Here is a 25,726-nt window from a genome sequence, read left to right on the forward strand (position 1 = left end):
TTCCTCTTTTATCCGTGTAAAAAGAAGGCTACATTTCGTAGCCCTCTCCCCTTATTATCTCTTTTCCATTTCTGCTAAAATGATTTTGTTTACCATCGGTGGATTTGCTTGGCCTTTAGTTTCTTTCATTACTTGTCCTACTAAAAATCCAAGTGCTTTGTCTTTTCCATTTTTGAAATCGACAATAGATTGTTCGTTTTTATCTAGGATAGCGGAGATGATTTCTGTTAGTTGACCTTCATCAGAAATTTGAACAAGTCCTTTATCTTTGACAATCTTTTCTGGATCTCCACCTTTTTCAACTAGCTCTGCAAATACTTTTTTCGCAATTTTAGAAGAAATCGTGCCATCTTCAATTAAGCGAATCATTTTTGCTAGCGCTTCTGGTGTTAAAGCAAGATCATGTAGCTCTTTTTGTTGTTTATTCATGTAGGCAGATACTTCACCCATCAACCAGTTTGATGCTTGTTTCACATCAGCACCAGCTGTAATGGTTGCTTCGAAAAAGTCTGACATCTCTTTTGTGCTAGTCAGTACCATCGCATCATATGCCGGGAGTTCTAGCTCTTTAATATAACGCGCTTTTCTTGCATCTGGAAGCTCTGGAATCTCTGCACGAATGCGTTCCTTCCATGCATCATCGATATAAAGTGGTACAAGATCTGGTTCTGGGAAATAACGATAGTCGTCTGATCCTTCTTTCACACGCATTAAGATGGTTTCTTTTGTTTGCTCATCGTAACGACGTGTTTCTTGAAGGATTTCCCCGCCAGCTAATAACACTTCTTGTTGACGTTTTTCTTCATACTCTAGTCCTTTTTGAACAAAGGAGAAAGAGTTTAGGTTCTTCAATTCTGATTTAACACCAAATTGTTCTTGACCAATTGGGCGAATTGAAATGTTCGCATCACAACGTAACGAACCTTCTTCCATCTTACAATCAGAAACACCAGTATACTGGATAATATTTTTTAGTTTTTCTAAATATGCATACGCTTCGGCTGGTGAACGTAGATCTGGCTCAGAAACGATCTCTACTAATGGCGTACCCTGACGGTTATAGTCGACTAACGAGTAACCATCGTCACTGTGAGTTAATTTACCTGCGTCCTCTTCCATATGCAAACGTGTAATACCGATTCGTTTCGTCTTTCCTTCTACTTCAATTTCAATCCATCCGTTTTCTCCGATTGGCTGATCAAACTGTGATATTTGATAAGCTTTCGGATTGTCTGGATAGAAATAATTTTTTCGATCAAACTTAGTATCTGTGGCAATCTCACAATTAAGTGCCATTGCTGCTTTCATTGCAAAGTTTACTGCTTCTTCATTCAATACTGGAAGCACACCTGGATAACCTAAATCGATTGGGTTTGTATTTTCATTCGGCTCGGCACCGAAATGATTAAAGCTTGGACTAAATATTTTTGAATCTGTCTTTAGCTCAACGTGTACTTCTAGACCAATAATTGTTTCAAAATTCATTACTTCGCACCTCCCAATGTTGGGCGTTTTTTATGATGATCGGTTGCTTGTTCAAACGCATATGCAGTGCGATAAATCGTTGTTTCATCAAAGTGTTTCCCTATAATTTGCAAACCGATCGGTAAGCCTTCACTCGAAAAACCACAAGGAAGAGACATACCTGGTACGCCTGCTAGATTGACAGGAATCGTTAGAATATCATTTGCATACATCGTTAATGGATCATCAATGATTTCACCGACTTTAAATGCTGGAGTTGGTGTTGTTGGTCCAATAATTACATCATAATCTTCAAATACTTTTTCAAAGTCATCTTTAATTAATGTACGTACTTTTTGCGCTTTTTTGTAATACGCATCATAATAACCTGAGCTTAGAGCAAATGTTCCTAGCATAATACGGCGTTTTACTTCATCTCCAAAACCTTCGCTACGAGATAGTTTAAACATATCTAACATATTCGTTGCATTTTCTGAACGAACACCATAGCGCACACCGTCAAAACGTGCAAGGTTTGCAGAAGCTTCAGAAGAAGACAGTAAATAATACGCTGCTACTGCATATTTAGAGTGTGGAAGAGATACTTCTTCCCATGTTGCACCTAAATCTTCATATACTTTAAGTGCTTGAAGAACAGATTCTTTTACTTCAGGATCGATTCCTTCTTGTAAGTATTCCTTAGGCACAGCAATTTTTAATCCTTTAACATCTTCTTTAAAAGCATCACTGTAGTTTGGCACTTCTAAATTAGCAGAAGTAGAATCCATTTTATCGTGTCCAGCAATTGCTTGAAGCACATGTGCGTTGTCTTCTACTGTTCTTGTAATTGGGCCAACTTGATCTAATGATGAAGCAAATGCTACAAGACCAAAACGAGAAACTAATCCATAAGTAGGTTTTAATCCTACAACGCCGCAAAATGCCGCTGGCTGACGAATGGATCCACCTGTATCAGAACCAAGTGAAAAGAACACTTCATTTGCTGCTACGGCTGCTGCTGAACCACCACTTGATCCACCTGGGACATAATCTGTGTTCCATGGGTTACGTGTAGCTGCATAGCTTGAGTTCTCATTGGATGATCCCATCGCAAACTCATCCATATTTAATTTACCAATTGTAACGGTGTTTTTATCTTCTAGTCTATCTACAACTGTTGCATTATAAAGTGGATCATTAAAGTTATCTAACAATTGACTTGCACAAGTTGTACGTAGTCCTTTTGTTACTAGATTATCTTTAATTCCAGCAGGGATACCAAATAATAGATTGTCTTGCTCATGAGCTAATTTCTCTAATTCATTTGCCTTTTCACGTGCACCTTCTTCATTTAAGGTTAGGAAGGCATGAACTTGGTCATCTACTTCATTAATTCGTTCGTATGATGCATCTACTAAATCGGTAATGGTAATCTCTTTTTTATGTAGCTTTTCTTGTAGTTCCTTCAATGTATAATCAAATAACGACATGCTTTGTTTCCCTCCCTATTCTAATATAGATGGCACGCGGAATTGGCCGTCTTTAACATCTGGCGCGTTCTTTAGTGCATCCTCTTTTTCAATCCATTTTCTAGGTTCATCTTTACGCATTACGTTTTTCAAATCTAATACGTGTGTTGTTGGTTTTACGTCTTCTGTATCTAGCTCATTTAAAAGTGTCGCATAGTTAATAATGTCACCTAGCTGTTTCGTCATTGTCTCTACTTCTTCATCTGTAATAGCTAATCTTGCTAAGTGTGCAACGTGCTTCACTTGTTCTTTTGAAATTTCTGACATATCTGTCCACCTCCAGCTTTTTTTCTACGTAAATATACAATACTTAAGATAATAGCAAATAATTGATACTATTATCAACTTTACTTAATCATAGATATGCACATTTGGCTCTTTTTCTCCTGCTTTTCGATAGATTAAGCTTTCTTGTTTATCGCTAGAAGTAATGTTAACTTCTAAGTCAAAATGATCTTCAAACCCATCTACAATTAAGCCATAAACATACTGTGTAAATCCTACTACTTCTGCTTTTCCTTTAAATCTAATCGGTATTTCTAAAGTGAGTTTCTTTAATTGGTCATCAACATAGAACCCTTCTCCAATTACTCCTACATAATTCGGAAAATACTCTGATACATCTATTTCAAAATCTTCTAAATTAGCATTTGTATCAGGGTCAATGTCTGTTAATTCAGATGAAGGATATAGAACATATTCTTCATTAATTGCTTTCCAATCTTTAATCGTGGAACTTCCACCTTTAACGTTTGTTTTAGCGACAAAGTTTCCTGGTACGAGGGAATCTCTTCCTTCTTCTCGATAAATGGCAACCATAATCGGCACATCATCTAATCCATCCATTTGACGCATACGATTAACTACTTCTTTCGCCACCCTATTTGCTTCACTCAGCATTTTTTTCTTTGAAATATCTTCATAATAATATGGACCACCTACTTCGGTTTGGAAGCGATAGTTAGATTTCATCGCAATTGCAATAGAAACCCCACCTAATTGTACGGCATTTTCACTCGTTTTCATTAAATAATTTTGTTCTAAAATGTGAGAAACATATTTCGGATTGTTTCGTTCTGCTTCGATTAACTCTTCCTTATCCTTTTCGTCCACATTAGGGAGTGCTGGATTAAGACCCAACGGATTATCCTTCCCAGAATCTTCTTTTGCATATCTTTCCAACCATTTATATACGACATCAGAAGTGAGTTTCTGTCCTTCTTGGAAATAGTAATCATCTGGATCGTATACTTCGGTTGAATGCCTCCGTAATCCTTGTTCAATTGCATCAATATCTAAACGATTGGCAATTTGGTTTGTTATTACTCCGCGCGACTGGCTCATCTTGTATGGTAATAACACTTGATACTCTTGTTCAGATACACTGTGGCTAGGTATAATCGCAGTTTCTCCACTATCCTGTTCTGATGTGTTATCCTCCACTACATCCTCTTTATTGTCATAAGAAGGGGCACAGCTCGCTAATATAATTAAAGCAGCAATGCTCATCGTTGCTATTTTTTTATTCAATGTTCGCTCCTCCTTCCCTAAGAACTATTTCTCCATCTCATTTAACGCATCGATCAATTGTTGTTCGTCCCAAACAGTTATCCCTAATTCGTTCGCTTTATCCAACTTAGAACCTGCCTCTTCACCAGCGATAACAAGCGATGTCTTTTTACTTACACTGCCTGTTACTTTACCACCAAGCGATTCAATTCGTTCTTTGGCTTCTGGACGAGTTAACTCTTCCATTTTACCAGTTAACACAATCGTTTTGTCATAAAAAGGCGAATCAGCTATTTCTTCTACTTTTGGCTTTTGTCCTAAGTAGCTCATATTAAGCTCTAAATCCTTTAGTTGATCGACCAATTGTTGTACTTCCTCTTCAGAAAAATATTGGACAATGGAATCGGCCATTTTATCACCAATTTCATTGACTGCAATTAAGTCTTCATAAGTAGCTGCCTTCAAATTATTCATTGTTTCAAAATGCATCGCTAACGTTTTTGCTGCTTTCGAGCCAACATAACGAATACCTAAACCGAATAATAATTTTTCAAGAGAATTGCTTTTTGATACGTCAATCGCTTGCAGTAGATTATCAACTGATTTTTCCCCCATACGCTCTAGTGGCAACAGTTGCTCCCGTTTAAGTTGATAAATATCAGCAATGCTTTTCACAAGATTAGCTTCAAACAATTGCTCTATCACTTTTTCTCCTAAACCATCGATATTCATCGCATTACGTGAGACAAAGTGAATCAATCCCTCTTTTAGCTGAGCCGGACAATTTGGATTAATACAGCGTAACGCTACTTCCTCATCTAAACGAACCAATTCACTGTCACATGCTGGGCACTGGCTTGGCATATGGTAAGGTTGCTCTGTTCCTTCACGCTCTTCTGTTACAACTCGAACAACTTCTGGAATAATATCTCCTGCTTTTTTTATTACAACCGTATCATTAATTCGAATGTCTTTTTCACGAATTAAATCCTCATTATGTAATGAAGCGCGTTGGACAGTTGTTCCAGCTACCTTTACTGGTTCCAAAACCGCAGTCGGAGTTACCACACCTGTGCGTCCTACACTTAATTCGATATCATACAATTTCGTTATAGCCTCTTCTGCAGGAAACTTATATGCAATCGCCCAGCGTGGACTCTTTGCTGTTGCACCTAATTGTTCTTGATATACTAATTGATCGACTTTAATGACAATACCATCAATTTCATAGGATAGATCGGATCGCTTTGTTACCCAGCCATTCACATATGCAATGACATCATCGATTGTTGCACATTTTTCCCACTCTGGATTTGTTTTAAATCCTAGATTAGATAAATGTTCTAACCTTTCACTATGCGCAGTCAAGGCGCCACTTTCCCACTGACCAACCGCATATAAGAAAATATCTAAATTGCGTTTTGCTGCAATCTTTGGATCTAACTGACGTAATGATCCAGCCGCTGCATTACGAGGATTAGCAAATGGCTCTTCACCATTTTCTTCTTTAGCTTCATTTAAAGCTAAAAAAGATCGCTGTGGCATGAAAGCCTCGCCTCGCACTTCAATTGTTTCTGTTTCATTTATTCGTAACGGAATACTTTTGATCGTTCGTAAATTACTTGTAATATCTTCGCCTGTTGTCCCGTCTCCACGTGTAGCCCCTTGTGTAAAGACACCATTTTCATAGCGGAGAGAAACAGCTAAACCATCTATCTTCAACTCACAAACGTAAGTGACTTCTTCTACACCAAGCCCGTCTTTCACACGACGATCGAAATCTCTTAAGTCATTCTCATTGAACGCATTGGATAAACTAAGCATTGGTACTTGATGCTGTACTTTATTAAAAGAATCAAGTGGTTCTCCTCCGACGCGCTGTGTTGGTGAGTCAGCTGTAATAAGATGAGGGAACGCTGTTTCTAATTCTTTTAGTTGGTGCAATTTTTGATCATAAATTGCATCAGATACGCTTGGTTGATCTAGGACATAATATTCGTGATTATATTTATTCAAATCTTCTCGCAAGCTATTTATTTCTTCTCTTGCTTTCATTTCTTCCATGCTTCCATCCACCTCAGTTTATTGTTTGGTAATCGGAGCAAATTTCGCTAACAAACGTTTAATACCAGTTGGTGCAGGAAACGCAATATCCAGCTCCATTGATTCACCTTGTCCGGTAACTTTTACTACTGTACCTTGTCCCCATTTTTTATGATCTGCTTTATCGCCAACTTGCCAGCCTACCTTTTCTCCACCTGTCGTTGTCTGTTTTGCTCGTCTCTTCACAGGAACAGGCTCTTTAGGTGTGGTTGCAAATGGGTTTGTGCGGGACTCTTGCTTCTTATTAAATCCAAACATCTTTTCCTTTGCTTCTTCCATTCCTTCTAATAAATCATCAGGAATTTCATGAATAAAGCGACTAATAGGGTTCAAATTCGTCCGACCGAATAATGTTCGCATTTTTGCATGGGATAGATGAAGAATTTTTTCTGCTCGGGTAATTCCAACATAAGCAAGCCGACGTTCCTCTTCCATTTCTTCATCATCCATAAGTGAACGACTGTGCGGAAAGACGTTTTCTTCCATCCCAATTAAAAACACAACAGGAAATTCAAGCCCTTTTGCTGCATGTAAAGTCATCATGGTTACTTTATTATCTGCAAATGGGTCATCATCCATACGGTCTATATCAGCCACTAAAGCAAGGTCGGTAAGAAAGGCAAGTAATGTTTTATCTTCGCTGTTCTTTTCAAAATGCTTACTTACGGTTTTAAATTCTTCTATGTTCTCTAGACGACTTTGTGCTTCAATGCTTCGCTCATTCTTTAGCATTTCTTCATAGCCTGTTCGTTTTAATACCTCTTCCACCATATCTGTAGCAGTTAAGAACTCTTGTTGTTGTGTCCATTGCTTGATCATTGCACCAAAGTCAGCTAATGATTTTGCCGCTTTTCCACTTACGCCTGCAAAATCAACTTCCTGAACGGCAGTATAGAGTGATATATCATTGCTAGCTGCATATGCCTGAAGCTTCTCTAATGACGTTTTTCCTACGCCTCGTTTTGGTTCATTCACTACTCGAGTAAAGCTAATATCATCATCAGGATTGGAAATCAAACGTAAATACGCCAAAATATCTTTAATTTCTTTACGATCATAGAACTTTGTACCGCCGACAATTTGATAAGGTATGTTTGCCTTCACAAACGTTTCCTCGACTGCACGAGATTGTGCGTTCGTACGATACAAAATCGCCATATCACGGTAGTTATATCCTTCCGACTTCAGATATTCTTCTATTTTATCTGCAACATAAAGTCCTTCATATTGTTCTGTTGCCGCTTCATGATAATAAATTTTTGATCCTGATGTATTGTCTGTCCATAGTTTCTTCGGCTTTCGACCTGGATTATTTACTATAACACTATTTGCCGCTTGTAAAATAGATTGAGTTGAGCGATAATTTTGTTCAAGTAAAACCACATGTGCATTTGGATAATCTTTTTCAAATGACATAATGTTTTGAATATCTGCACCACGCCAACGATAAATGGACTGATCGGAATCTCCCACTACACAAAGGTTCTGAAAACGAGCTGCTAGTTGTTTTACAAGAAAGTATTGTGCATGGTTTGTATCTTGATACTCGTCGACATGAATGTATTGAAAACGTCGTTGATAATACTCTAGTACTTCAGGTACACGATCAAATAAGCGGATCGTTTGCATGATTAAATCATCAAAATCCAACGATTGGTTTTTGATTAATGTCTTTTGATACCCTTCGTAAACGACTGCAATTTGTTGTTCATAGAAATTACCCGCTTCTTCCTTGTATTGCTTTGGGGTAATTAAGCTATTTTTTGCTGAACTAATTGCACCAAGCATGGCACGTGGGTCGAATTTTTTTGAATCGATATCTTTATCTTTTAAAACTTTTTTAATAACAGATAATTGGTCCCCACTATCTAAAATAGAGAAATTACGACTATATCCAATTCGTTCAATATCTCTTCTTAAAATCCGTACACACATGGAGTGAAAAGTAGACACCCATATCTTATCTGCTTCTGGGCCAACTAAACGAGCCACTCGATCCTTCATTTCTCGTGCCGCTTTATTAGTAAACGTAATTGCAAGAATACTGCGTGGAGATATTTCCTTTTCATCTAATAAATAGGCAATACGATGTGTTAAGACACGTGTTTTTCCACTACCGGCTCCTGCCATAATTAGTAATGGTCCATCGGTTTTTCTTACTGCCTCTTGTTGTTTTTTATTTAAACTTTTAATTAATGTTTGAATTGCTTGGCCCATCTATGTCACCGCCCTTTTAAATCTGCTTTACTGCACGTACTGTTTGAATAGCTTGGTTAAAGTCTTCATACAAGCTGTTTCCTACAACAATGACATCTGCATACTCTGCCATTTCTTTTGCTTGTTCTTTAGTTGTAATGCCCCCACCATAAAACAGTTTCGTTTGATCCAATTGCTTTTTCACCTGTTTTACTAATGATGGATCACCATATGTCCCGCTATATTCTAAATAAAAGATAGGCAGATGGAATAAGTGCTCCGACATTTGGGCATAGGCGACCACATCGTCATCACTTGGTACAAAACAATTCGCATGGGTAAAAGCCTTTGCTTCTGGATTAACGATACAATAGCCTTCCGCGATAAGCTCGTCCCAATCTAGTATATGTCCAAAATCTTTTACTGCTTGATGTTGTATATCCATCATCCATTTTTTATCCTTACTATTTAAAACCATTGGTATATAATAAAAATCAAAACCAGGAGTTACTGCTTCCATTGTTGATACTTCTAAAATGCACGGAACGGTGTATCTGCGAATTTGACTTAGTAAATCCAATACGCCATCTAGTGTGACATCATCCGTACCACCAACGATGATAGCATCTGTTCCTGATTCACAGATCTGTGCTAGTTTATCATCTGATATTTCTTTGTTTGGATCTAATTTAAATACATGTTTCCATTCTTTCCAATTATACAAAATGATAGCCTCCATCCACTACTAATCCATTGTTTCATTATATCAAAAATATCGTTTTTTTCATCCTTTGACACAGATTAATTTTGGTTTTCTACTATTTAAAAAACTGTACCGATGATTGTTATGTACAATCATCGGTACAGTGAGTATTACTTATCTGCTGGAAAGGTTAGTCCGATTTGTTTTCTTGCTTCTTCTAGGATTGTGGCTGTCGTGTAAGATTTTTCGTACGTATTAACTGGTGATTCAGTTTGTCCTGCATGAATGGCATCAATAAAGCCTTTCGCTTCGTAATACATCGAATTCTCTTTTTGCGGGCGAGTAATATCTTCTATTGTTCCATCCTTATAGTAAATTTCTACTTTTGTCGGACGACTGATTTTGTCTATTACGATAGATCCTTCTTCACCTTGAATTTCAGATGGCAAATAGGAATTTGTAATTTTTGAATACATTACTGCACCGTTTAACTCATCATAATCAAACATTACACTTCCTTGTCCATCTACTCCTGAGTCTAGCATATATGCATTGGCATATACTTTATTTGGCTTACCAAAAAGGGCAACCATTGGATAAATACAGTATATTCCTATATCCATTAATGAGCCATTTGATAATTCAGGTTTAAATGCATTCAGAACTGTACCTTCTTTATACGCATCATATCGTGATGAATATTGGCAAAAGCTTGAGAAATACCGACGAACCTGACCAATCTTATGTAGGTTGTCTTGTATTGCTTGGAAATTCGGCAAGAACGTCGTTTTCAAAGCTTCCATCAAGACGACGTTATTTGCTTTTGCAACATCAAACATTTCTTGTACCTCTCTTGTATTCGAGGCCATCGGTTTTTCAACAATGACGTGTTTGCCATGCTGCATCGCTTGAATCGCTTGCTTTGCGTGAAATGCATTGGGACTTGCTATATAGACAGCATCTAGCTTATCATGTTGAAAAAAAGCGTCTAAATCTGTAAATGTTTCTATAGAAGCCTCGAACTTATTCGCAAATTCCTCTGCTTTTTCTTTTGTTCGAGAATAAACACTCGTTAATTCAAATTCTTCTATTTCTGATGCTCCATTAATAAAACTTTCGGTAATCCAATTCGTCCCGATAATACCAAAACGGACCATTATACCCCTCCTAGTCAAACTATTAATTATCTTTTTGTTCTGAGTCTTGCAAACGCCCTAACACCATCTGATAGCCATCATTTCCGTATGTCAAACAGCGCTTTACACGCGAAATTGTTGTTGTTGATGCTCTAGATTCTTCAACAATTGCGTGATACGTTCGTCCTTCTTCTAGCATTTTTGCTACTTGTAGTCGTTGAGCGAACGATTGGACTTCACTCATCGTTGCTATATCATCAAAAAATTGATAGCATTCCTCTCTTGTTTCAAGGGTTAGAATTGCATCAAATAACTGATCTAATTGCTCCCCGCGCAATTTATCTATTTGCATGTAGTTCATTCATCCTTTCATTATTCAGTAATCGTCACACCTTCTAAGCCTGGGCTAGATGGAATTACATTGATCCATGTTTTCCCTGGTACTAATCCAACAGGTTCCCCCTGTCTGACAGGAATAATTTTACCGTCGCGATTTTCCCATTGAATTTTTTGAACTTTACCTTTTTGTAATAAGTATGCATTACCACCAGATGTTAAATCAATTTCTCTTCTACCTGCACTGTCTACAACCTTATGATATGTTTCTAAAATAAACACGTTATCTAATTGAATAGGTGCTTCTGATTTCAATTCCTTTGTCTGGCTTTGTCCATTAAAACGCTGATATTTCTCTGTTTCTGTATCATAAACATATCGTACTGGAGTCGAATTATAATTAAATGATACTTCTGTCGCTGCACCGCCATCAATAGTAGCTTCTTCATCTAAAAATTCTAAAACCTTATGATTAGCAGTAATGTCGTACCCTTTTTGTTCAGCTACATCATAAACAGATTGAAACTGTAAATATGAATTGTGAGGGGCTACTCGTGAGCTTGAGCGCTTAAATAAATGACCGTCATTATCATAATAAGCACCATTTAAATAGTCAGCCGCTCCTCCTGCTAGCATATCTTCAATAAACCCAGCCGCTCCATGATAGACATATAATGCGCCATAATCATCAGCCGTATTAAAATAATATGGACGTGCACTTCTTACCGGGCCAACTTCTTCAGGCTGTTCACTTTGGTAAATCGCCATAAAGCGTGTAATATTTCCTTCTGCTAAAATTTCAAAAACAATATCTGCTTTCGATAACCCTGTTTGAGGCCTTGCTTTCGGATGATTATTAACCATCACAGCAACAGCCCGATTGTCTACGGTTTGATTTGTTTTTACACCAGTTAACGGATATGTATTCGATAACTCTTGTTTGTCTGAAACTTCAGGTTCTTTTTTTGGCTCTAAGTCCTCTCCAGCCTTTTCATCTTTAGAGCATCCAACTGTCAAAAAAAGAAGTAGGATAAAAAAAGAAATGATGACTGATCGTTTTTTCATTGTATACGCACATCCTTTATTCATTATCTGGTTTCTATCATTTCCATTGCTAATACTTTATTTGATTATAACAAACTTAATCGGAACTATCATTGATTTATTTGTTAAACGAAAAAAACGCTGTTGACCGTTATCTATGAATCAAACAAAAGTACTATTTTCAATAATTAAAATTGATAGCTATTTGACTATCTATCTGTTATGATTTAATCTCTATTTTTTAATAAGGAAAATTCAATGTTTCACAATATTAATTATAGGGTAATAAAGAAACTATATTACTTCCAGGAGGAAAATTATCATGCACCAAGAAAAAAATTGCCTTTTCGGCAAAAAATCCAGTTTAGAATAGTTATATCTCTCGTTTTAGTTCTATTATTTAATACGACCATCTCTAATTTTATTATTAATCTCATTGAAATGACCAACATTAACTTAGGAGTCATTGGTATCTGGTTAAATAATTTTATGAATATTATTGTAGCTACACTATTAATTAGTGTCTTATTACAATACTTCATTCTACGACCTATCAAACAGATGGAGAAGAAAATCCAATTGTTTGAAAACGGCGATAGCGATGTACATATTGAATTGAAAGAAACAAATGAAATTGGGTTATTAGGAGCTAGATTAAATCTATTATTTGATAATATTAGACAATTTCAGAGCAGACAACATAAACAAATCCAAGTAGTGGAGGATAAATCAACAAGCATTTCAAAAAATATGAATGAACTTACAGATAAGATCACTTCGCTGCATCAACATTTTGAGACTATTACAGCATCTTCTCAAGAACAATTAGGCGGCTTTGAAGAAACATCAGCCGTAGCAGAAAATATGAACGAAAAATTCAAGTCAATCGCTTCTGAAGTAAATAACATTACTACATCATTTAACTATATGAAAATAAAAACAGAAGAAGGAGTAGTGAAAATTAATCACTCCTCTAACATTATGGAAGAAATAGCTGCTAGCTCAGAGAGTGCGAAGAATAGCATGGTAGAGCTAGCTGAGGAAGTCAGAAAAATTGTTGAAATTGTTACAGTAATTAATGATATCTCAGAACAAACAAATTTATTAGCATTAAATGCTTCCATTGAGGCTGCAAGAGCCGGCGAAAATGGGAAAGGTTTTTCTGTTGTAGCAGAGGAAGTGCGGAAACTTGCAGAAAGATCCGTTGAAGCTACAAAGCAAATTAAGAATACAGTAAGTCACGTCCTTCAAGACGTAGATTACATTACTAAACAATCAGAAAATCGCGCCCAACATATTAATGAAGAAGCAAAAAAAATCTTATCCATAAATGAAGGTTTTGAAGACATTGCATCAAACATTGTTGCTAAAATTCGTGTAATTGAAAATGTGAACCAACATACACAAGAAGTAACAATATCAAGTGATGAAATCTCCACAACAATGGAACAGCTAACAACAAAAACAGAACAAACAACAGATAGTATAATGGATCTAAACACAACGGTAACAAACGCTTTAACAAAAACTAAAGAAGTTGAAGACGAAGTACATGAATTAAACTCATCTTTTAAAACCATTATATAAAATTCACATTAACAAAAAGCGTTAGATAGCTAATAAGGCTTATCTAACGCTTTTTCTACTAACACGTAATTGAAGTGCTTCATTTTATTTTACTTCTTTTTATATTTCTCAACTTTTGCAATAATGTTTTGTTCAACAGCTAATTTTCTTGCCACTTGGATTGCTCCCCATAATGTAGGTAGCATAATGAAAGAGACCGGAACAGCTGTCACGACAATCGCATTCTGAATTGCCTCAATACTATTTTCACCGATTGCTAGAAGAACAATGGATAACACACCAAACATCAATACCCAGAAAACACGCATTATTCGACTTGGCTGATCGTTTCCGGTTAATGAAACCGATACAGTATATGAAATAGAATCAACTGTTGTTGCTACAAAGACTAGCGTTACAATTAAGAAGCCAATGGCTAAGAAAAAGCCAAACGGAAGCTGATCCATAATTGCCATTACTCCAGCAGGCATTCCACCAGCATCTAATGGTGCTGAAATTGAACCTGGTGAATCTATTTCTGCTTTAATCCCTGTTCCACCAACGATCGCAAACCAAAAGTTAGTCACAAGTGGTGAAATAATGGCTACTGCAAGAACTAATTCGCGGATTGTTCTGCCTCGTGAAATTCTAGCGATAAAAATAGCCATCATTGGACCATAGCCTAAAAACCATCCCCAGAAAAAGACTGTCCACCAGCTTAACCAGGCTGGATCACCTTGATATAAAGCCATAGTTAAGAAATTTTCTAAATAGAATCCTTGACCAGAAATAAATTTATTTATAATGAACATTGTAGGACCTACAATAAGCATGCAAGCAGCTAAAAATACGGTTAAACCGACATTGATTCGACTTAGAAGTTGAATTCCTCGGTCTACACCACTCGCAACCGAAATTGCCGCCATTATTATTAATACTGTCACTACAATAATATTCGTTACCAATGTATTAGGAATACCGAATAATTCATGTAATCCGTAGCCTAACTGAAGACCAAGAAAACCAATTGGCCCCATCGTACCACCTGCTACAGCCACAATTGAAATAACATCAGTAGCAGTTCCTATAATACTTTTTTTCGAGAATATCTTTTCACCAAATAACGGATAAAGCATACCTCTTGGCTTCATTGGATAGCCTTTATGATAATGCACATACATTAATACAACAGTAGCCAACGTTCCTAACATCGACCATGCAAGAAATCCCCAATGCAAGAAACTCTGTGCAAGAGCCGCATTCACTCCACCCATTGTTCCAGATTGATTATCAAACAATGGTGGTGTAGTAATAAAATGCATCATCGGTTCTGAAGCTGCCCAGAACACTCCACCACTCGCAAGTAATGTACATAGAATCATCGCAATCCATCGATAATAACCATTCTCTGGACTATCCATTTTACCTAATCGAATTTTTCCATATTTCGAAATTGCTAAGCCGATTGCAATGACAAAATTCGCTAACAACAATAATTCCCAATATGAACCGAAATATTTAGCCGCAAAATTAAAAGAGGAATTAATCCACTCTTGTACCATATTTAAATCAATAATTGCTAAAAATACAAATGAAAGTAACAACCCTCCACTAATATAAAAGACGGGTTTGTCCATTTTGTGTTTATCTGTATTACCTTCTTCTTTTCCCACTGTTTTCCTCCTAGTTTTTGTTAGAGGCAAGTGCCAACAACTAAGTTTCTTCACCTTAGTTTAAGCAATTGTTTGTAAGTTCATTCAGTATGCAATAATAGAATTTTTCTAGAAATTAATTAACTATCTCGTTCCTATTTAATAACAAACCACTTGCGCACTATTTTTTGTCAAACTGTGCTAATTACATACTCATATATCCAAGCACACGAAAAGCGATTATATATTTTTGAATAAAAATAGTCAATTATTTTAATTTATCATCTGTGTAAATGATTTAGTGAGAATTTGGTGAATTGGATTCGATTAGGGCGTATGGGATGGAAAATCGGAAGCTTGTGTTCGAATCGATAGTTTTTCGGTCACTAAGGATGGAGAATCAGGTGCTTTTGTTCGAATTAATCAGTATTTCGATCACTAGGGGCAGAAAATCGCGGGCTTTTGTTCAAATTAATATGTATTTCAATCACTAGAGACAGAAAATCGCGGGCTTTTGTTCAAATTAATATGTATTTCGGTCGCTAGGGATGGAAAATCGGATCCTTGTGTTCGAATTAATCGGTATTTCGATCACTAGAGGCAGAAAATCGCGGGCTTGTGCTCGAAAACGGACTAATGCATATCCAAACAGCCATTTAATTCTAAAACAAATGCCGAGTTTTGATTAGTATCAAAATTCGGCATTTGTTAATCAACTTTTAGCTATTCTTAACGTTTATTTTTGTTCGGCCTATATCTCTCCGAAAGAAAAAGTCATTTGTTTGTTCGAATTGCTTTAAAAAGTTATAAACAGATTGATGGGCTTTCTCTATTGTTTCTTCAACCGCACCAACTAATAGGACTCGCCCACCTATCGCTTGATAAGTGTTGTTCTCCGCAAGTATTGTTCCTGCATGCACAACATAACTTTCAGCATTTTCGATAAAACTTGGCAAAGGAATTTGTTTTTCGTAAGTCCCTGGGTATCCTTTTGAGGCAACAACGACTCCAATTGCATATCCCTCTTTCCATTTCAACACAGGGTCTTTTTCATTCATTACATCTTCAATAACTTGTATAAGATCATTTTCTAATAATGGGAGAACAACTTGTGTTTCTGGATCTCCTAATCGAGCATTAAACTCAATTACTTTCGGACCATTCATCGTTTCAATTATTCCTGCATAAAGAATGCCTGTAAAAGGTCTATCTTCTTGCACCATTCCTTCTGCTGCCTTTTGTAAAATATGTTCTTCTACCTCTCGAATGACGGACTGGTCCAGATCAGGGACTGGCGAATAGGCTCCCATCCCTCCAGTGTTTGGCCCTTGGTCATCGTCATATGCGCGTTTATGATCTCTCGCAGGTAATAATGGATAAACTTTTGACCCATTTACAAATGCCATCAAAGTAAATTCTTTTCCTTCAAGAAATTCTTCAATAACGACGCGGCTTCCAGCACCACCAAATCGATTGTCTAATAACATCGATTCTACTGCTTCAATTGCTTGCTCAACGGTTGTAGCAACAACAACACCTTTGCCCGCCGCTAGTCCATCGGCTTTAATAACAATAGGAGCGCCATTTTTTTGAATATAGGCTTTTGCTTGGTCACAGTCAGTAAATGTAGCATAGTTAGCTGTTGGAATATGATGACGTTTCATAAAAGCTTTTGCAAAATCTTTACTTCCCTCAATGATTGCAGCTTTTTTAGTCGGACCAAATATGCGTAAATCGGCTAGCTGAAATGCATCAACAATACCTTCAATCAAAGGAACTTCTGGGCCAACAATTGTCCAATCGATTTGCATATCTCGAGCAAAAGTAACTAATTTATCGATTTCTGTTTCACGAATGTCGACACAAGTAGCTTCTGCTGAAATGCCGCCATTCCCAGGTGCAGCATAAATATTGGATACTTGATTGCTTTCAACTAACTTTTTTACAATGCTATGTTCTCTCCCGCCACTTCCAACAACTAATACCTTCATTAAACCGCCCCCATTATTATAAATATTTTCCCTGTATAAACTGTTTATACCGATTAATGTTTAAAGTGACGCATGCTTGTAAATACCATTGCGACACCATATTGGTTACAAACATCAATAGAATCCTGGTCACGTTTTGAACCACCTGGTTGAATAATTGCTTTAATCCCCGCTTTTGCTGCAGCTTCCACTGTGTCAGGCATTGGGAAAAACGCGTCAGATGCTAGTACAGCTCCGTTTGCTTTGTCTGCTGCTTGCTCGAGAGCGATGGTCGCTGCTCCAACACGATTCATTTGCCCTGCACCAACGCCAAGTGTTTGTTCGTCGTTAGCTACAACAATAGCATTTGACTTCACGTGCTTTACTACTTTCCAAGCAAACAACATTGAGGCTAATTCTGATTCGTTTGGTTTTCGATCGGTTGCAATCGTCAACGCATCCGTGTTTACTTCACCAAAGTCACGATCTTGCACTAATAAACCGCCTACCACACTGACAACTTTCTTTTTGTCATTTTCATTCATTTCTATCGGCGTTTCTAATAATCGGATATTTGGTTTTATTGTTAAAATATCTAATGCTTCTTTCGTAAAGCTAGGCGCAATTACGATTTCAAGGAAAATATCTTTTAATTGATTTGCGGTAGCTACATCCACTTCACGATTTAACGCAACTATTCCACCAAAAATAGAAGTAGAATCAGCTTCATATGCTTTAGCGAATGCATCCGAAATAGTAGAGCCGATTCCAACCCCACATGGATTCATATGTTTTACCGCTACGGCTGCTGGATGCTCACCAAATTCTAAAACAATCTCTAATGCCGCATTGGCGTCCTGTATATTGTTATATGACAGCTCTTTTCCATGTAATTGTTTCGCATGCGCAATCGATGCTCCCTTACTATTTGGATCTCGATAAAAAGCTGCCTGTTGGTGCGGATTCTCACCGTAACGCAATGTTTGTACCTTTTCATATGTGCTTGTATATGTATCTGGCGTATCTTCATCGGTAATCTCATTAAAATAATTTGCAATTAGCGCATCATAATTTGCTGTGTGACGAAACACTTTTGCTGCTAACCGTTTGCGAAACGCTACGTTTTTTTCTTTTTCTACCGCTAGTTGTTGCACTGCTTCTTGATAATCAGCAGGGTCCACCACTACCGTTACATCTTGAAAATTCTTTGCGGCAGCACGTAACATTGTCGGACCACCAATATCAATATTCTCAATCGCATCCGCTTCTGTAACGCCTTCTTTTGCAATTGTTTCTTTAAATGGATATAAATTAACGACAACTACATCAATCGGGGCAATTTCACGCTCTTCTAATTGTTGTTGATGCTCAAGGTCATCACGACGCGCTAATAATCCTGCATGAATGTAAGGATGAAGTGTTTTCACTCTTCCATCTAATATTTCTTCAAAATTAGTTACCGAAGAAACTGGTTTTGCATCAACACCTGCATCTTGCAATACATTTAATGTTCCACCTGTTGAAATGATTTCATAATCTAAATCTTCCAATCCCTTTGCAAAAGAAACGATTTCTCTCTTATCTGATACACTAATTAAAGCGCGTTTTTTCATCATTCTGTTTGTCCTCCTACTTTCATCCTTATGTAATTACTTGTTGAATTGTCTCTGGGTAAAGTTGATGCTCTATCCGTTGTATCTGTTCTTGCAAATGCTGTTTATTACTATTACTAGAAATCCTCACCGGTTCTTGCGCTATAATTTTGCCTGTATCCATTCCTTCATCCACATAATGAATCGTCACACCCGTTACCTTCACTCCTGCTTGAAATGCTTGACCGATCGCATCTAACCCTGGAAAAGCAGGAAGTAATGATGGGTGGATATTAATTATTTTTCTTTCATACGCTTGAAGTAAGGTTGGACCAATCAATCGCATATAACCAGCTAAAATAATCCAATCAACTTTATATGAACGCAATTGTTCTAGCACAGCTGATTCAAAGTCCGCCTTCGTTGCATAATCCGATAGTTGAAAGGCAGCATAGGCTGTATTGTTATCTTGCGCCTTTTCAATTACCTTTGCAGATGGCTGATCTGTAATAAGTAAAGCTAAATCACAGATCAATTCTCCTTTTTCAATTGCTTCAAAAATGGCTTGATAATTACTACCTGATCCTGAGGCAAACACAGCAATCTTTGGCTTAGTCATCAATCACATTCACCCCTGGTTGCTCTGTTACTTCACCGATAATAGTAGCTTGTTCACCACAATCCTGTAATATGCTGATCGCTTTTTGCACATTTTCTTCCGCTACAACGATCGCCATGCCAACCCCCATATTAAATACACCGAACATATCCTCCATCGTGAGATTCGCTTGCTCCTGTAAAAATGGGAAAATTTTAGGTACAGTCCAGCTTCCTTGATAGATCGTAGCACCTAGATGATCTGGTAAGGCTCTTGGAATATTTTCATAAAAACCACCACCAGTAATATGGCTAATTCCTCTGAGTTCCATTATATCTTTTAATTGTTTCACCGCTTTAGCATAAATCCTTGTCGGTGTCAGCAAAGCTTCTCCTAAAGTCATACCAAGTGATTCAATGAAATCATGATAATTTAGTGCTTGATCAGCAATAATTTTTCTTACTAATGAAAATCCATTCGCATGAACACCACTTGATGAAATACCAATAATCTTATCTCCTGACTGAATATGCTCGCCTGTAATAATCTTATTCTTCTCTGCAATCCCAACAACAAATCCAGCTAAATCATATTCCCCCTGCTGATACATTCCTGGCATTTCTGCTGTTTCTCCGCCAATAAGTGCACAACCACTATCTACACACCCTGTACTAATCCCTTTCACAATTTGCTCAATTTGTTCCGGGTCATTTTTTCCACAAGCTATATAATCTAGAAAAAAGAGTGGATCTGCTCCTTGTGCAACAATATCATTCACACACATCGCGACTAAGTCAATGCCTACAGTGTCATGCTTATTCATTGAAAAAGCTAGCTTAAGCTTCGTACCAACACCGTCCGTACCAGAAACTAAAACAGGCTGCTTATAATGAAATTCGCTTAAATCAAACAATCCCGCAAATGCACCTACTCCACCAATTACTTCTTCTCTATTAGTAGTTTTAATATGCTTTTTCATTAAATCAACTGCTTTATAGCCTGCATGTACATCTACACCAGCTTCTTTATATCGATCGCTCATTTGCTTCGCTCCTTTTGCAAGATTACTCCTTATAAGCAGGGATAACTGTTTCTGGATAAATTTCCGTTGGATAGTTACCTGTAAAACAAGCTTTACATATGCCGTGCTCCATTGAATCTGATTCTGTTACAATTGATTTTTCTAATCCTTCTGTTGTAAGGAATACTAAGCTATCTGCACCAATAATCTCACGCATTTCTTCCAACCCATGATTAGCTGCGATTAACTCTCCCTTTGTAGAAGTATCAATCCCGTAATAACAAGGATTTTCAATTGGAGGGGAAGCAATCCGAACATGCACCTCTTTTGCTCCTGCTTCTTTTAACAACCGAACAATACGTCTACTTGTTGTACCTCGAACAATCGAGTCATCTACCATGACAACTCGCTTCCCATTCACAATACCTCTAACTGGAGATAGTTTCATTTTCACTCCTTGCTCGCGAAGCTCTTGAGAAGGCTGAATAAAAGTACGGCCAACATAACGATTTTTAATTAAACCAAGTTCATAAGGGATACCACTCGCTTCTGAAAAGCCGATAGCCGCAGAAATACTAGAGTCTGGCACACCAGTAACAACATCTGCTTCAACAGGTGATTCATAAGCAAGCTGTTTGCCCATTATCTTTCTACTTGCATGCACATTTAAACCGTTCAAATTACTATCAGGTCGAGAGAAATAAACATATTCCATCGAACAAAGGGTACGCTGCATCGGTGAAGAAAAGGTTGTTGTTGTAAGTCCTGTATCATCAATTGTAATTAATTCTCCAGGCTTTACTTCACGCTCATACGTTGCGCCAATTAAATCGAATGCACAAGTTTCTGATGCAATAACATAGGCATCGCCTAATTTGCCAATAGAGAGAGGACGCAAACCTCTTGGATCTAACGCAACATACAATTTATCCTCGGTTAAAATGGAAAAAGCATAAGCTCCTTTAATCATTCCTAGCGCTTGCTTGATTGCCTCTTCCATGTTCAAGTGGCCACTACGTTTAATTAAATGAGCAATCACTTCTGTATCAGCAGTCGTTTGCAGAATACTCCCTTGTGCCTCTAATTGATTTTTCAACGCATAGGCATTTACTAAATTTCCGTTATGAGCTAATGCCATACTGTTTTTTTGCGAACGGAATAGTAACGGCTGAACGTTTTCGTATCCGCCACCACCTTGTGTTGCATAACGAACATGACCTAAGGCAGCCCTTCCTCTTAAACGATTAAATTCGCCTTTTTGAAACACCTCATTGATCAATCCATTTCCTTTATGGAGGTGAAGCATCTCACCGTCACTTGCTACAATACCAGCACCTTCTTGTCCGCGATGCTGCATAGCATGTAAACCATAATAGGTCATCTCAGCCGCTTTATCATGCCCCCATATTGCAAACACACCACATTCTTCATTTAAGCCTTTGATTTCAGCAAGCATGGAATAGCTCCCTTCCATAAATCACATAAATCCGCTACTGACTCTTTGATTGCCACTTGGTTATCATGACGAATAACAAGCTCTTTACTATCCGTAACTTCACCAATACATTTTGCGTCCTCTACTGCTGCTTCAAACGCTGATTGATTCGCTTGTTTTACTGTCACTAGAAAACGAGATTGGGTTTCACTAAATAGTGCTGTTGTTAAATCACCTTCCACTGCAATCTCACAGCCGAGTTGCTTTTCTGAAAATAAACTTTCCGCAAGCGCTACAGCAAGACCACCTTCAGCTAAGTCTTGAGCTGATTCAACTAAATCAGCTTGAATCGCTTGTAACAATGCATTTTGACGCTTTGCTTCAATTGTCAAATCAATTGCTGGCGCTTTTCCGAAATAGCGTTTTTCTAAGATGTTTTGTAGCTCACTACCACCAAACTCAGCTTTCGTTTCACCAATTATATAAATTAAGTCGCCGTTCGATTGAAAGAAAGATGGTGTAATATCTTTAAGCGATTGATGTAAGCCAACCATCCCTACAATTGGTGTTGGGAAAATCGCCTGTTCATTGGATTGATTATACAAAGAAACATTTCCACTAATAACGGGTGTGTTTAAAGCTAGACTCGCTTCACTCATACCATCTACGCTTTTTTCCATTTGCCAGAAGATCTCTGGTTTATCTGGATTACCAAAATTTAATCCATCCGTTAATGCCAAAGGTTTCGCACCAGAACAGACAATATTACGTGCTGCTTCTGCGACAGCGATTTTTCCACCTGTCTCCGGATCTAAATACAGATATCTAGAGTTACAATCTGTTGTCATTGCTAATGCTTTATCATATCCGCGAACACGAACAACTGCAGCAGAAGAACCTGGAGCAAGAACAGTATTTGCCTGAACCATTGAATCATATTGATCATAAACGTATTCTTTACTTGCAATGGTTGGTTGCTGTAAAAGCTGCTTTAATACTGCTTGGTGATCGGTCACTTGTGGTAAGTAATCGTCCATTGCCTGATATTCCTCAAAATAACTTGGTACTTTTGAAGGTTTATAATAAACTGGTGCATCTTCTGCTAGCGCATCAACAGGAACATCTGTCACGACTTTTCCATGGTGAAGTAAACGAAATTGCTTATCATCCGTAACCGTTCCAACCGCCACTGCTTCTAAATCATATTTAGCAAACACGTCTTGGATTTCTTGTTCGCGACCTTGCTTCACCACAAGTAGCATGCGTTCTTGCGATTCAGAAAGCATCATTTCATAGGCTGTCATGTTTTCTTCCCTTTGTGGAATGAAATCTAGATTAAGCTCCATTCCTGTACCAGCTTTACTCGCCATTTCACTCGCTGAGGAAGTTAAGCCAGCCGCTCCCATATCTTGCATACCAACAAGCGCGTCAGAATGGATGACTTCTAGGCACGCTTCTATTAATAATTTTTCCATAAATGGGTCGCCAACTTGTACAGATGAACGTTTACTTTCCGAATCTTCTGTTAAATCTTCGGATGCAAAGGTTGCACCATGAATACCATCCCTACCTGTTTTAGAACCAACATACAATACTGTATTGCCGATACCTGATGCTATTCCTTTTTGCATATCCTTTTGATCAATCAGACCAACACACATCGCATTCACTAATGGATTACCTTCATAACTATCATCAAATTGGATTTCCCCACCGACAGTCGGTACACCTACACAGTTTCCGTAACCAGCTATCCCATGAACTACTTCATCAAATAAATACTTCACTCGGCCATTCGTAAGATTTCCGAAACGTAACGAGTTTAGCGTGGCAATTGGACGTGCGCCCATTGAAAATACATCTCTAATAATTCCACCAACACCTGTAGCCGCTCCTTGATAAGGCTCAACTGCAGACGGATGATTGTGACTTTCTATTTTAAAAACAACTGCTTGCCCATCTCCAATATCTACAACCCCTGCTCCCTCACCTGGCCCTTGCAGAACATGCGGTGCTTTGGTTGGAAACTTCTTTAATAACGGTTTAGAGGTTTTATAACTACAGTGCTCTGACCACATCACAGAAAAGATACCGATCTCCGTGAAATTAGGCAAACGACCTAAGATTTCTTTTATGGTAGAGAACTCTTCATCAGTAAGACCCATTTCTTGATAGACTCGTTTTTCCTCAATTACTTCTGGTGTAAGCTCAGGCTCCTGTAACATATGCTTTCCTCCAATTCTCTACGATTGATTGAAATAGTTTTAAACCATCAGCTGAACCTAAAATTGATTCTGCTGCACGTTCTGGGTGTGGCATCATCCCTAATACATTTCCTGCTTCGTTAATAATACCTGCAATATCTTCTACAGAACCGTTTGGATTATTCTCATATGTAAAGACAATTTGATTGTTCGCCTTAAGTTTTGCCAATGTCTCCTCATCACAATAATAATTTCCTTCTCCATGAGCAACTGGAATTGAGATAATCTCATCTTGCTCATAAGCCGTGGTGAACATAGAGTGATGATTGACAACACGCAGATCCTCATGATGACAAATAAATTTTAAATCTTTGTTCCGCATCATAGCACCTGGAAGTAGACCTGATTCTAGTAAAATTTGAAATCCATTACATACACCTAAGACAGATTTACCTTTCCTTACATGTTCCTTTAATTGGGCAACAATATCAGAGGTGGAAGCAATCGCACCTGAACGAAGATAGTCACCATAAGAAAAACCACCTGGAAGTAAAATAGCATCATAGTTTTCTAGTTTTGCACCTTGATACCAAACTAAATCAGCTTCTTCTCCTAGTGCATCAGTTACGGCATGGTACATATCACGATCACAATTGGATCCCGGAAAGACAATCACAGCAAACTTCACAGTGTGACAACCTCCTCTATCGTATAGGTATAGTTTTCAATCACTGGATTTGCTAAAAGCTTTTCACACATTTCTTCTACCTGTGCTTCAACCGCACCTTCATCTTCTATTAAAAGCTCTAAATATTTACCTACCCGCACTTCTTTAACCCCTGCATAGCCAAGCGTATCTAAGGAATGCTGAACCGTCTTCCCTTGTGGGTCTAGTACACCTTCTTTTAACGTAATGTAAACTAATGCTTTTTTCATTTGACAGCCTCCAGTCGATTTAAGATTGCTTCATACACCTCTACTAAATCACCTAATCCTTCTCGAAACACATCTTTATCCATCTTTGCCCCTGTTTTTATATCCCAAAGTCTGCATGTATCTGGTGATATTTCATCTGACAGAACAATTGCATTAGAATAATTTCTACCAAACTCAAGCTTGAAGTCAATTAATTGTAAGCCCACTTCTGCAAAAAATGGCTGTAGCTTCTGATTAACTAGTAACGACAACTGCTTTATTTGTTCTATTTCTTCTGAAGTCACATCTGTCAGTAATAATGCATGGGCATCATTAATTAACGGATCTCCAAGCTGATCATCCTTATAATAAAACTCTACAAGTGGGGATGGAAACGCCGTTTTTTCTTCAATTCCTAGTCGTCTTGTAATACTTCCAGCCGCAATATTTCTAACAACTACTTCTAATGGAATAATTGTTGTTCTTTCTACTAACTGTTCTGTATCATTCAAAACATGTTTAAAATGACTCGCTACACCTTGCTCACTTAGATAAGTAAAAATAGCAGCAGAAATTAAATTGTTGTATCGACCTTTTCCTTCGAATACATCTCGCTTCTCTCCATTAAATGCTGTAGCATCATGTTTATAAGACAAAACAAGCGAGTTAACATCTTCATGTACACAATATACTTTCTTTGCTTTTCCTTCATAAAGTAATTCAGCCTTCACGTTCCATCCCCCTTGATTTATC

The 25,726-nt window shown here is 37.6% G+C and carries 21 protein-coding genes; 1 reads left to right on the top strand and 20 read right to left on the bottom strand.

Going from position 1 to position 25,726, the window contains the following annotated elements; all coding sequences use genetic code 11:
• Positions 1–54: 54 nt before the first annotated feature.
• The 10 genes from gatB to HP569_RS09830 all read right to left on the bottom strand — a co-directional run bounded on the left by gatB (position 55) and on the right by HP569_RS09830 (position 12,041).
• Positions 55–1,485, bottom strand: a complete 1,431-nt coding sequence (gatB, locus tag HP569_RS09785) for an Asp-tRNA(Asn)/Glu-tRNA(Gln) amidotransferase subunit GatB (RefSeq protein ID WP_182200993.1) — start codon at positions 1,483–1,485, stop codon at positions 55–57.
• Positions 1,485–2,954, bottom strand: a complete 1,470-nt coding sequence (gatA, locus tag HP569_RS09790) for an Asp-tRNA(Asn)/Glu-tRNA(Gln) amidotransferase subunit GatA (protein WP_182200994.1) — start codon at positions 2,952–2,954, stop codon at positions 1,485–1,487. The genes gatB and gatA overlap by 1 nt, the downstream gene beginning before the upstream one ends.
• Positions 2,955–2,969: 15 nt before the next feature.
• Positions 2,970–3,260: an Asp-tRNA(Asn)/Glu-tRNA(Gln) amidotransferase subunit GatC gene (gene gatC / locus HP569_RS09795; RefSeq protein ID WP_182200995.1), complete on the bottom strand. Its 291-nt coding sequence runs from the start codon at positions 3,258–3,260 to the stop codon at positions 2,970–2,972.
• An 84-nt stretch (positions 3,261–3,344) separates the two neighbouring features.
• The gene (locus HP569_RS09800) at positions 3,345–4,523 is read right to left on the bottom strand and encodes a CamS family sex pheromone protein (protein ID WP_246367080.1); all 1,179 of its coding nucleotides are present in this window, start codon (positions 4,521–4,523) and stop codon (positions 3,345–3,347) included.
• Between the two features lie 24 nt (positions 4,524–4,547).
• On the bottom strand, positions 4,548–6,566 hold the full coding sequence (gene ligA, locus HP569_RS09805) for an NAD-dependent DNA ligase LigA (RefSeq protein ID WP_182200996.1): 2,019 nt from the start codon (positions 6,564–6,566) through the stop codon (positions 4,548–4,550).
• An 18-nt stretch (positions 6,567–6,584) separates the two neighbouring features.
• The gene (pcrA, locus tag HP569_RS09810; protein WP_182200997.1) at positions 6,585–8,822 is read right to left on the bottom strand and encodes a DNA helicase PcrA; all 2,238 of its coding nucleotides are present in this window, start codon (positions 8,820–8,822) and stop codon (positions 6,585–6,587) included.
• Positions 8,823–8,838: 16 nt separating this feature from the next.
• A complete protein-coding gene (gene pcrB, locus HP569_RS09815) occupies positions 8,839–9,540 on the bottom strand; it encodes a heptaprenylglyceryl phosphate synthase (protein ID WP_425501860.1) in 702 nt (233 codons plus the stop codon).
• Positions 9,541–9,674: 134 nt separating this feature from the next.
• Positions 9,675–10,661: a Gfo/Idh/MocA family protein gene (locus tag HP569_RS09820; protein WP_182200999.1), complete on the bottom strand. Its 987-nt coding sequence runs from the start codon at positions 10,659–10,661 to the stop codon at positions 9,675–9,677.
• A gap of 22 nt (positions 10,662–10,683) precedes the next feature.
• Complete coding sequence (locus HP569_RS09825) at positions 10,684–10,992, bottom strand: YerC/YecD family TrpR-related protein (protein WP_182201000.1); 309 nt, start codon at positions 10,990–10,992, stop codon at positions 10,684–10,686.
• Positions 10,993–11,012: 20 nt separating this feature from the next.
• Positions 11,013–12,041: a DUF3048 domain-containing protein gene (locus tag HP569_RS09830; RefSeq protein ID WP_182201001.1), complete on the bottom strand. Its 1,029-nt coding sequence runs from the start codon at positions 12,039–12,041 to the stop codon at positions 11,013–11,015.
• A gap of 420 nt (positions 12,042–12,461) precedes the next feature.
• Here HP569_RS09830 and HP569_RS09835 point away from each other — a divergent pair, with 420 nt between their 5' ends.
• On the top strand, positions 12,462–13,607 hold the full coding sequence (locus HP569_RS09835) for a methyl-accepting chemotaxis protein (protein WP_182201002.1): 1,146 nt from the start codon (positions 12,462–12,464) through the stop codon (positions 13,605–13,607).
• Between the two features lie 89 nt (positions 13,608–13,696).
• Here the strand turns inward: HP569_RS09835 and HP569_RS09840 are convergent, their stop codons facing one another.
• From HP569_RS09840 to purC, 10 genes are all read right to left on the bottom strand, one after another.
• Entirely contained in the window at positions 13,697–15,223 is a 1,527-nt protein-coding gene (locus HP569_RS09840; protein ID WP_182201042.1) for a BCCT family transporter, read from the bottom strand.
• 734 nt (positions 15,224–15,957) lie between these two features.
• Positions 15,958–17,229 (bottom strand): phosphoribosylamine--glycine ligase, encoded by a 1,272-nt coding sequence (gene purD, locus HP569_RS09845; RefSeq protein WP_182201003.1) that lies wholly within the window; start codon positions 17,227–17,229, stop codon positions 15,958–15,960.
• Between the two features lie 53 nt (positions 17,230–17,282).
• Positions 17,283–18,821 carry a bifunctional phosphoribosylaminoimidazolecarboxamide formyltransferase/IMP cyclohydrolase gene (purH, locus tag HP569_RS09850; protein ID WP_182201043.1) on the bottom strand — a complete coding sequence of 513 codons (1,539 nt, stop codon included), beginning with the start codon at positions 18,819–18,821 and terminating at the stop codon, positions 17,283–17,285.
• A 28-nt stretch (positions 18,822–18,849) separates the two neighbouring features.
• Complete coding sequence (purN, locus tag HP569_RS09855) at positions 18,850–19,419, bottom strand: phosphoribosylglycinamide formyltransferase (RefSeq protein ID WP_182201004.1); 570 nt, start codon at positions 19,417–19,419, stop codon at positions 18,850–18,852.
• Positions 19,412–20,440: a phosphoribosylformylglycinamidine cyclo-ligase gene (gene purM / locus HP569_RS09860; protein ID WP_182201005.1), complete on the bottom strand. Its 1,029-nt coding sequence runs from the start codon at positions 20,438–20,440 to the stop codon at positions 19,412–19,414. Before purM ends, purN begins: the two co-directional genes overlap by 8 nt.
• A 22-nt stretch (positions 20,441–20,462) precedes the next feature.
• The gene (gene purF / locus HP569_RS09865) at positions 20,463–21,875 is read right to left on the bottom strand and encodes an amidophosphoribosyltransferase (RefSeq protein WP_182201006.1); all 1,413 of its coding nucleotides are present in this window, start codon (positions 21,873–21,875) and stop codon (positions 20,463–20,465) included.
• Positions 21,851–24,079 carry a phosphoribosylformylglycinamidine synthase subunit PurL gene (gene purL / locus HP569_RS09870; RefSeq protein WP_182201007.1) on the bottom strand — a complete coding sequence of 743 codons (2,229 nt, stop codon included), beginning with the start codon at positions 24,077–24,079 and terminating at the stop codon, positions 21,851–21,853. Before purL ends, purF begins: the two co-directional genes overlap by 25 nt.
• Positions 24,063–24,746 carry a phosphoribosylformylglycinamidine synthase subunit PurQ gene (gene purQ / locus HP569_RS09875; RefSeq protein WP_182201008.1) on the bottom strand — a complete coding sequence of 228 codons (684 nt, stop codon included), beginning with the start codon at positions 24,744–24,746 and terminating at the stop codon, positions 24,063–24,065. Before purQ ends, purL begins: the two co-directional genes overlap by 17 nt.
• The gene (purS, locus tag HP569_RS09880; protein ID WP_182201009.1) at positions 24,743–24,994 is read right to left on the bottom strand and encodes a phosphoribosylformylglycinamidine synthase subunit PurS; all 252 of its coding nucleotides are present in this window, start codon (positions 24,992–24,994) and stop codon (positions 24,743–24,745) included. The genes purQ and purS overlap by 4 nt, the downstream gene beginning before the upstream one ends.
• Positions 24,991–25,704: a phosphoribosylaminoimidazolesuccinocarboxamide synthase gene (gene purC / locus HP569_RS09885; protein ID WP_182201010.1), complete on the bottom strand. Its 714-nt coding sequence runs from the start codon at positions 25,702–25,704 to the stop codon at positions 24,991–24,993. Before purC ends, purS begins: the two co-directional genes overlap by 4 nt.
• Positions 25,705–25,726: the final 22 nt, after the last annotated feature.

Source organism: Paraliobacillus salinarum (assembly GCF_014083865.1).
GTDB lineage: Bacteria > Bacillota > Bacilli > Bacillales > Amphibacillaceae > Paraliobacillus > Paraliobacillus salinarum.

What these genes read in the sequence shown, in the direction of transcription:
- gatB (WP_182200993.1), bottom strand. Translation starts at nt 1,485, where the DNA reads ATGAATTTTGAAACAATTATTGGTCTAGAAGTACACGTTGAGCTAAAG.
- gatA (WP_182200994.1), bottom strand. Translation starts at nt 2,954, where the DNA reads ATGTCGTTATTTGATTATACATTGAAGGAACTACAAGAAAAGCTACAT.
- gatC (WP_182200995.1), bottom strand. Translation starts at nt 3,260, where the DNA reads ATGTCAGAAATTTCAAAAGAACAAGTGAAGCACGTTGCACACTTAGCA.
- ligA (WP_182200996.1), bottom strand. Translation starts at nt 6,566, where the DNA reads ATGGAAGAAATGAAAGCAAGAGAAGAAATAAATAGCTTGCGAGAAGAT.
- pcrA (WP_182200997.1), bottom strand. Translation starts at nt 8,822, where the DNA reads ATGGGCCAAGCAATTCAAACATTAATTAAAAGTTTAAATAAAAAACAA.
- pcrB (WP_425501860.1), bottom strand. Translation starts at nt 9,540, where the DNA reads ATGGAGGCTATCATTTTGTATAATTGGAAAGAATGGAAACATGTATTT.
- HP569_RS09820 (WP_182200999.1), bottom strand. Translation starts at nt 10,661, where the DNA reads ATGGTCCGTTTTGGTATTATCGGGACGAATTGGATTACCGAAAGTTTT.
- HP569_RS09825 (WP_182201000.1), bottom strand. Translation starts at nt 10,992, where the DNA reads ATGCAAATAGATAAATTGCGCGGGGAGCAATTAGATCAGTTATTTGAT.
- HP569_RS09830 (WP_182201001.1), bottom strand. Translation starts at nt 12,041, where the DNA reads ATGAAAAAACGATCAGTCATCATTTCTTTTTTTATCCTACTTCTTTTT.
- HP569_RS09835 (WP_182201002.1), top strand. Translation starts at nt 12,462, where the DNA reads ATGACCAACATTAACTTAGGAGTCATTGGTATCTGGTTAAATAATTTT.
- HP569_RS09840 (WP_182201042.1), bottom strand. Translation starts at nt 15,223, where the DNA reads ATGGACAAACCCGTCTTTTATATTAGTGGAGGGTTGTTACTTTCATTT.
- purD (WP_182201003.1), bottom strand. Translation starts at nt 17,229, where the DNA reads ATGAAGGTATTAGTTGTTGGAAGTGGCGGGAGAGAACATAGCATTGTA.
- purH (WP_182201043.1), bottom strand. Translation starts at nt 18,821, where the DNA reads ATGAAAAAACGCGCTTTAATTAGTGTATCAGATAAGAGAGAAATCGTT.
- purN (WP_182201004.1), bottom strand. Translation starts at nt 19,419, where the DNA reads ATGACTAAGCCAAAGATTGCTGTGTTTGCCTCAGGATCAGGTAGTAAT.
- purM (WP_182201005.1), bottom strand. Translation starts at nt 20,440, where the DNA reads ATGAGCGATCGATATAAAGAAGCTGGTGTAGATGTACATGCAGGCTAT.
- purF (WP_182201006.1), bottom strand. Translation starts at nt 21,875, where the DNA reads ATGCTTGCTGAAATCAAAGGCTTAAATGAAGAATGTGGTGTGTTTGCA.
- purL (WP_182201007.1), bottom strand. Translation starts at nt 24,079, where the DNA reads ATGTTACAGGAGCCTGAGCTTACACCAGAAGTAATTGAGGAAAAACGA.
- purS (WP_182201009.1), bottom strand. Translation starts at nt 24,994, where the DNA reads ATGAAAAAAGCATTAGTTTACATTACGTTAAAAGAAGGTGTACTAGAC.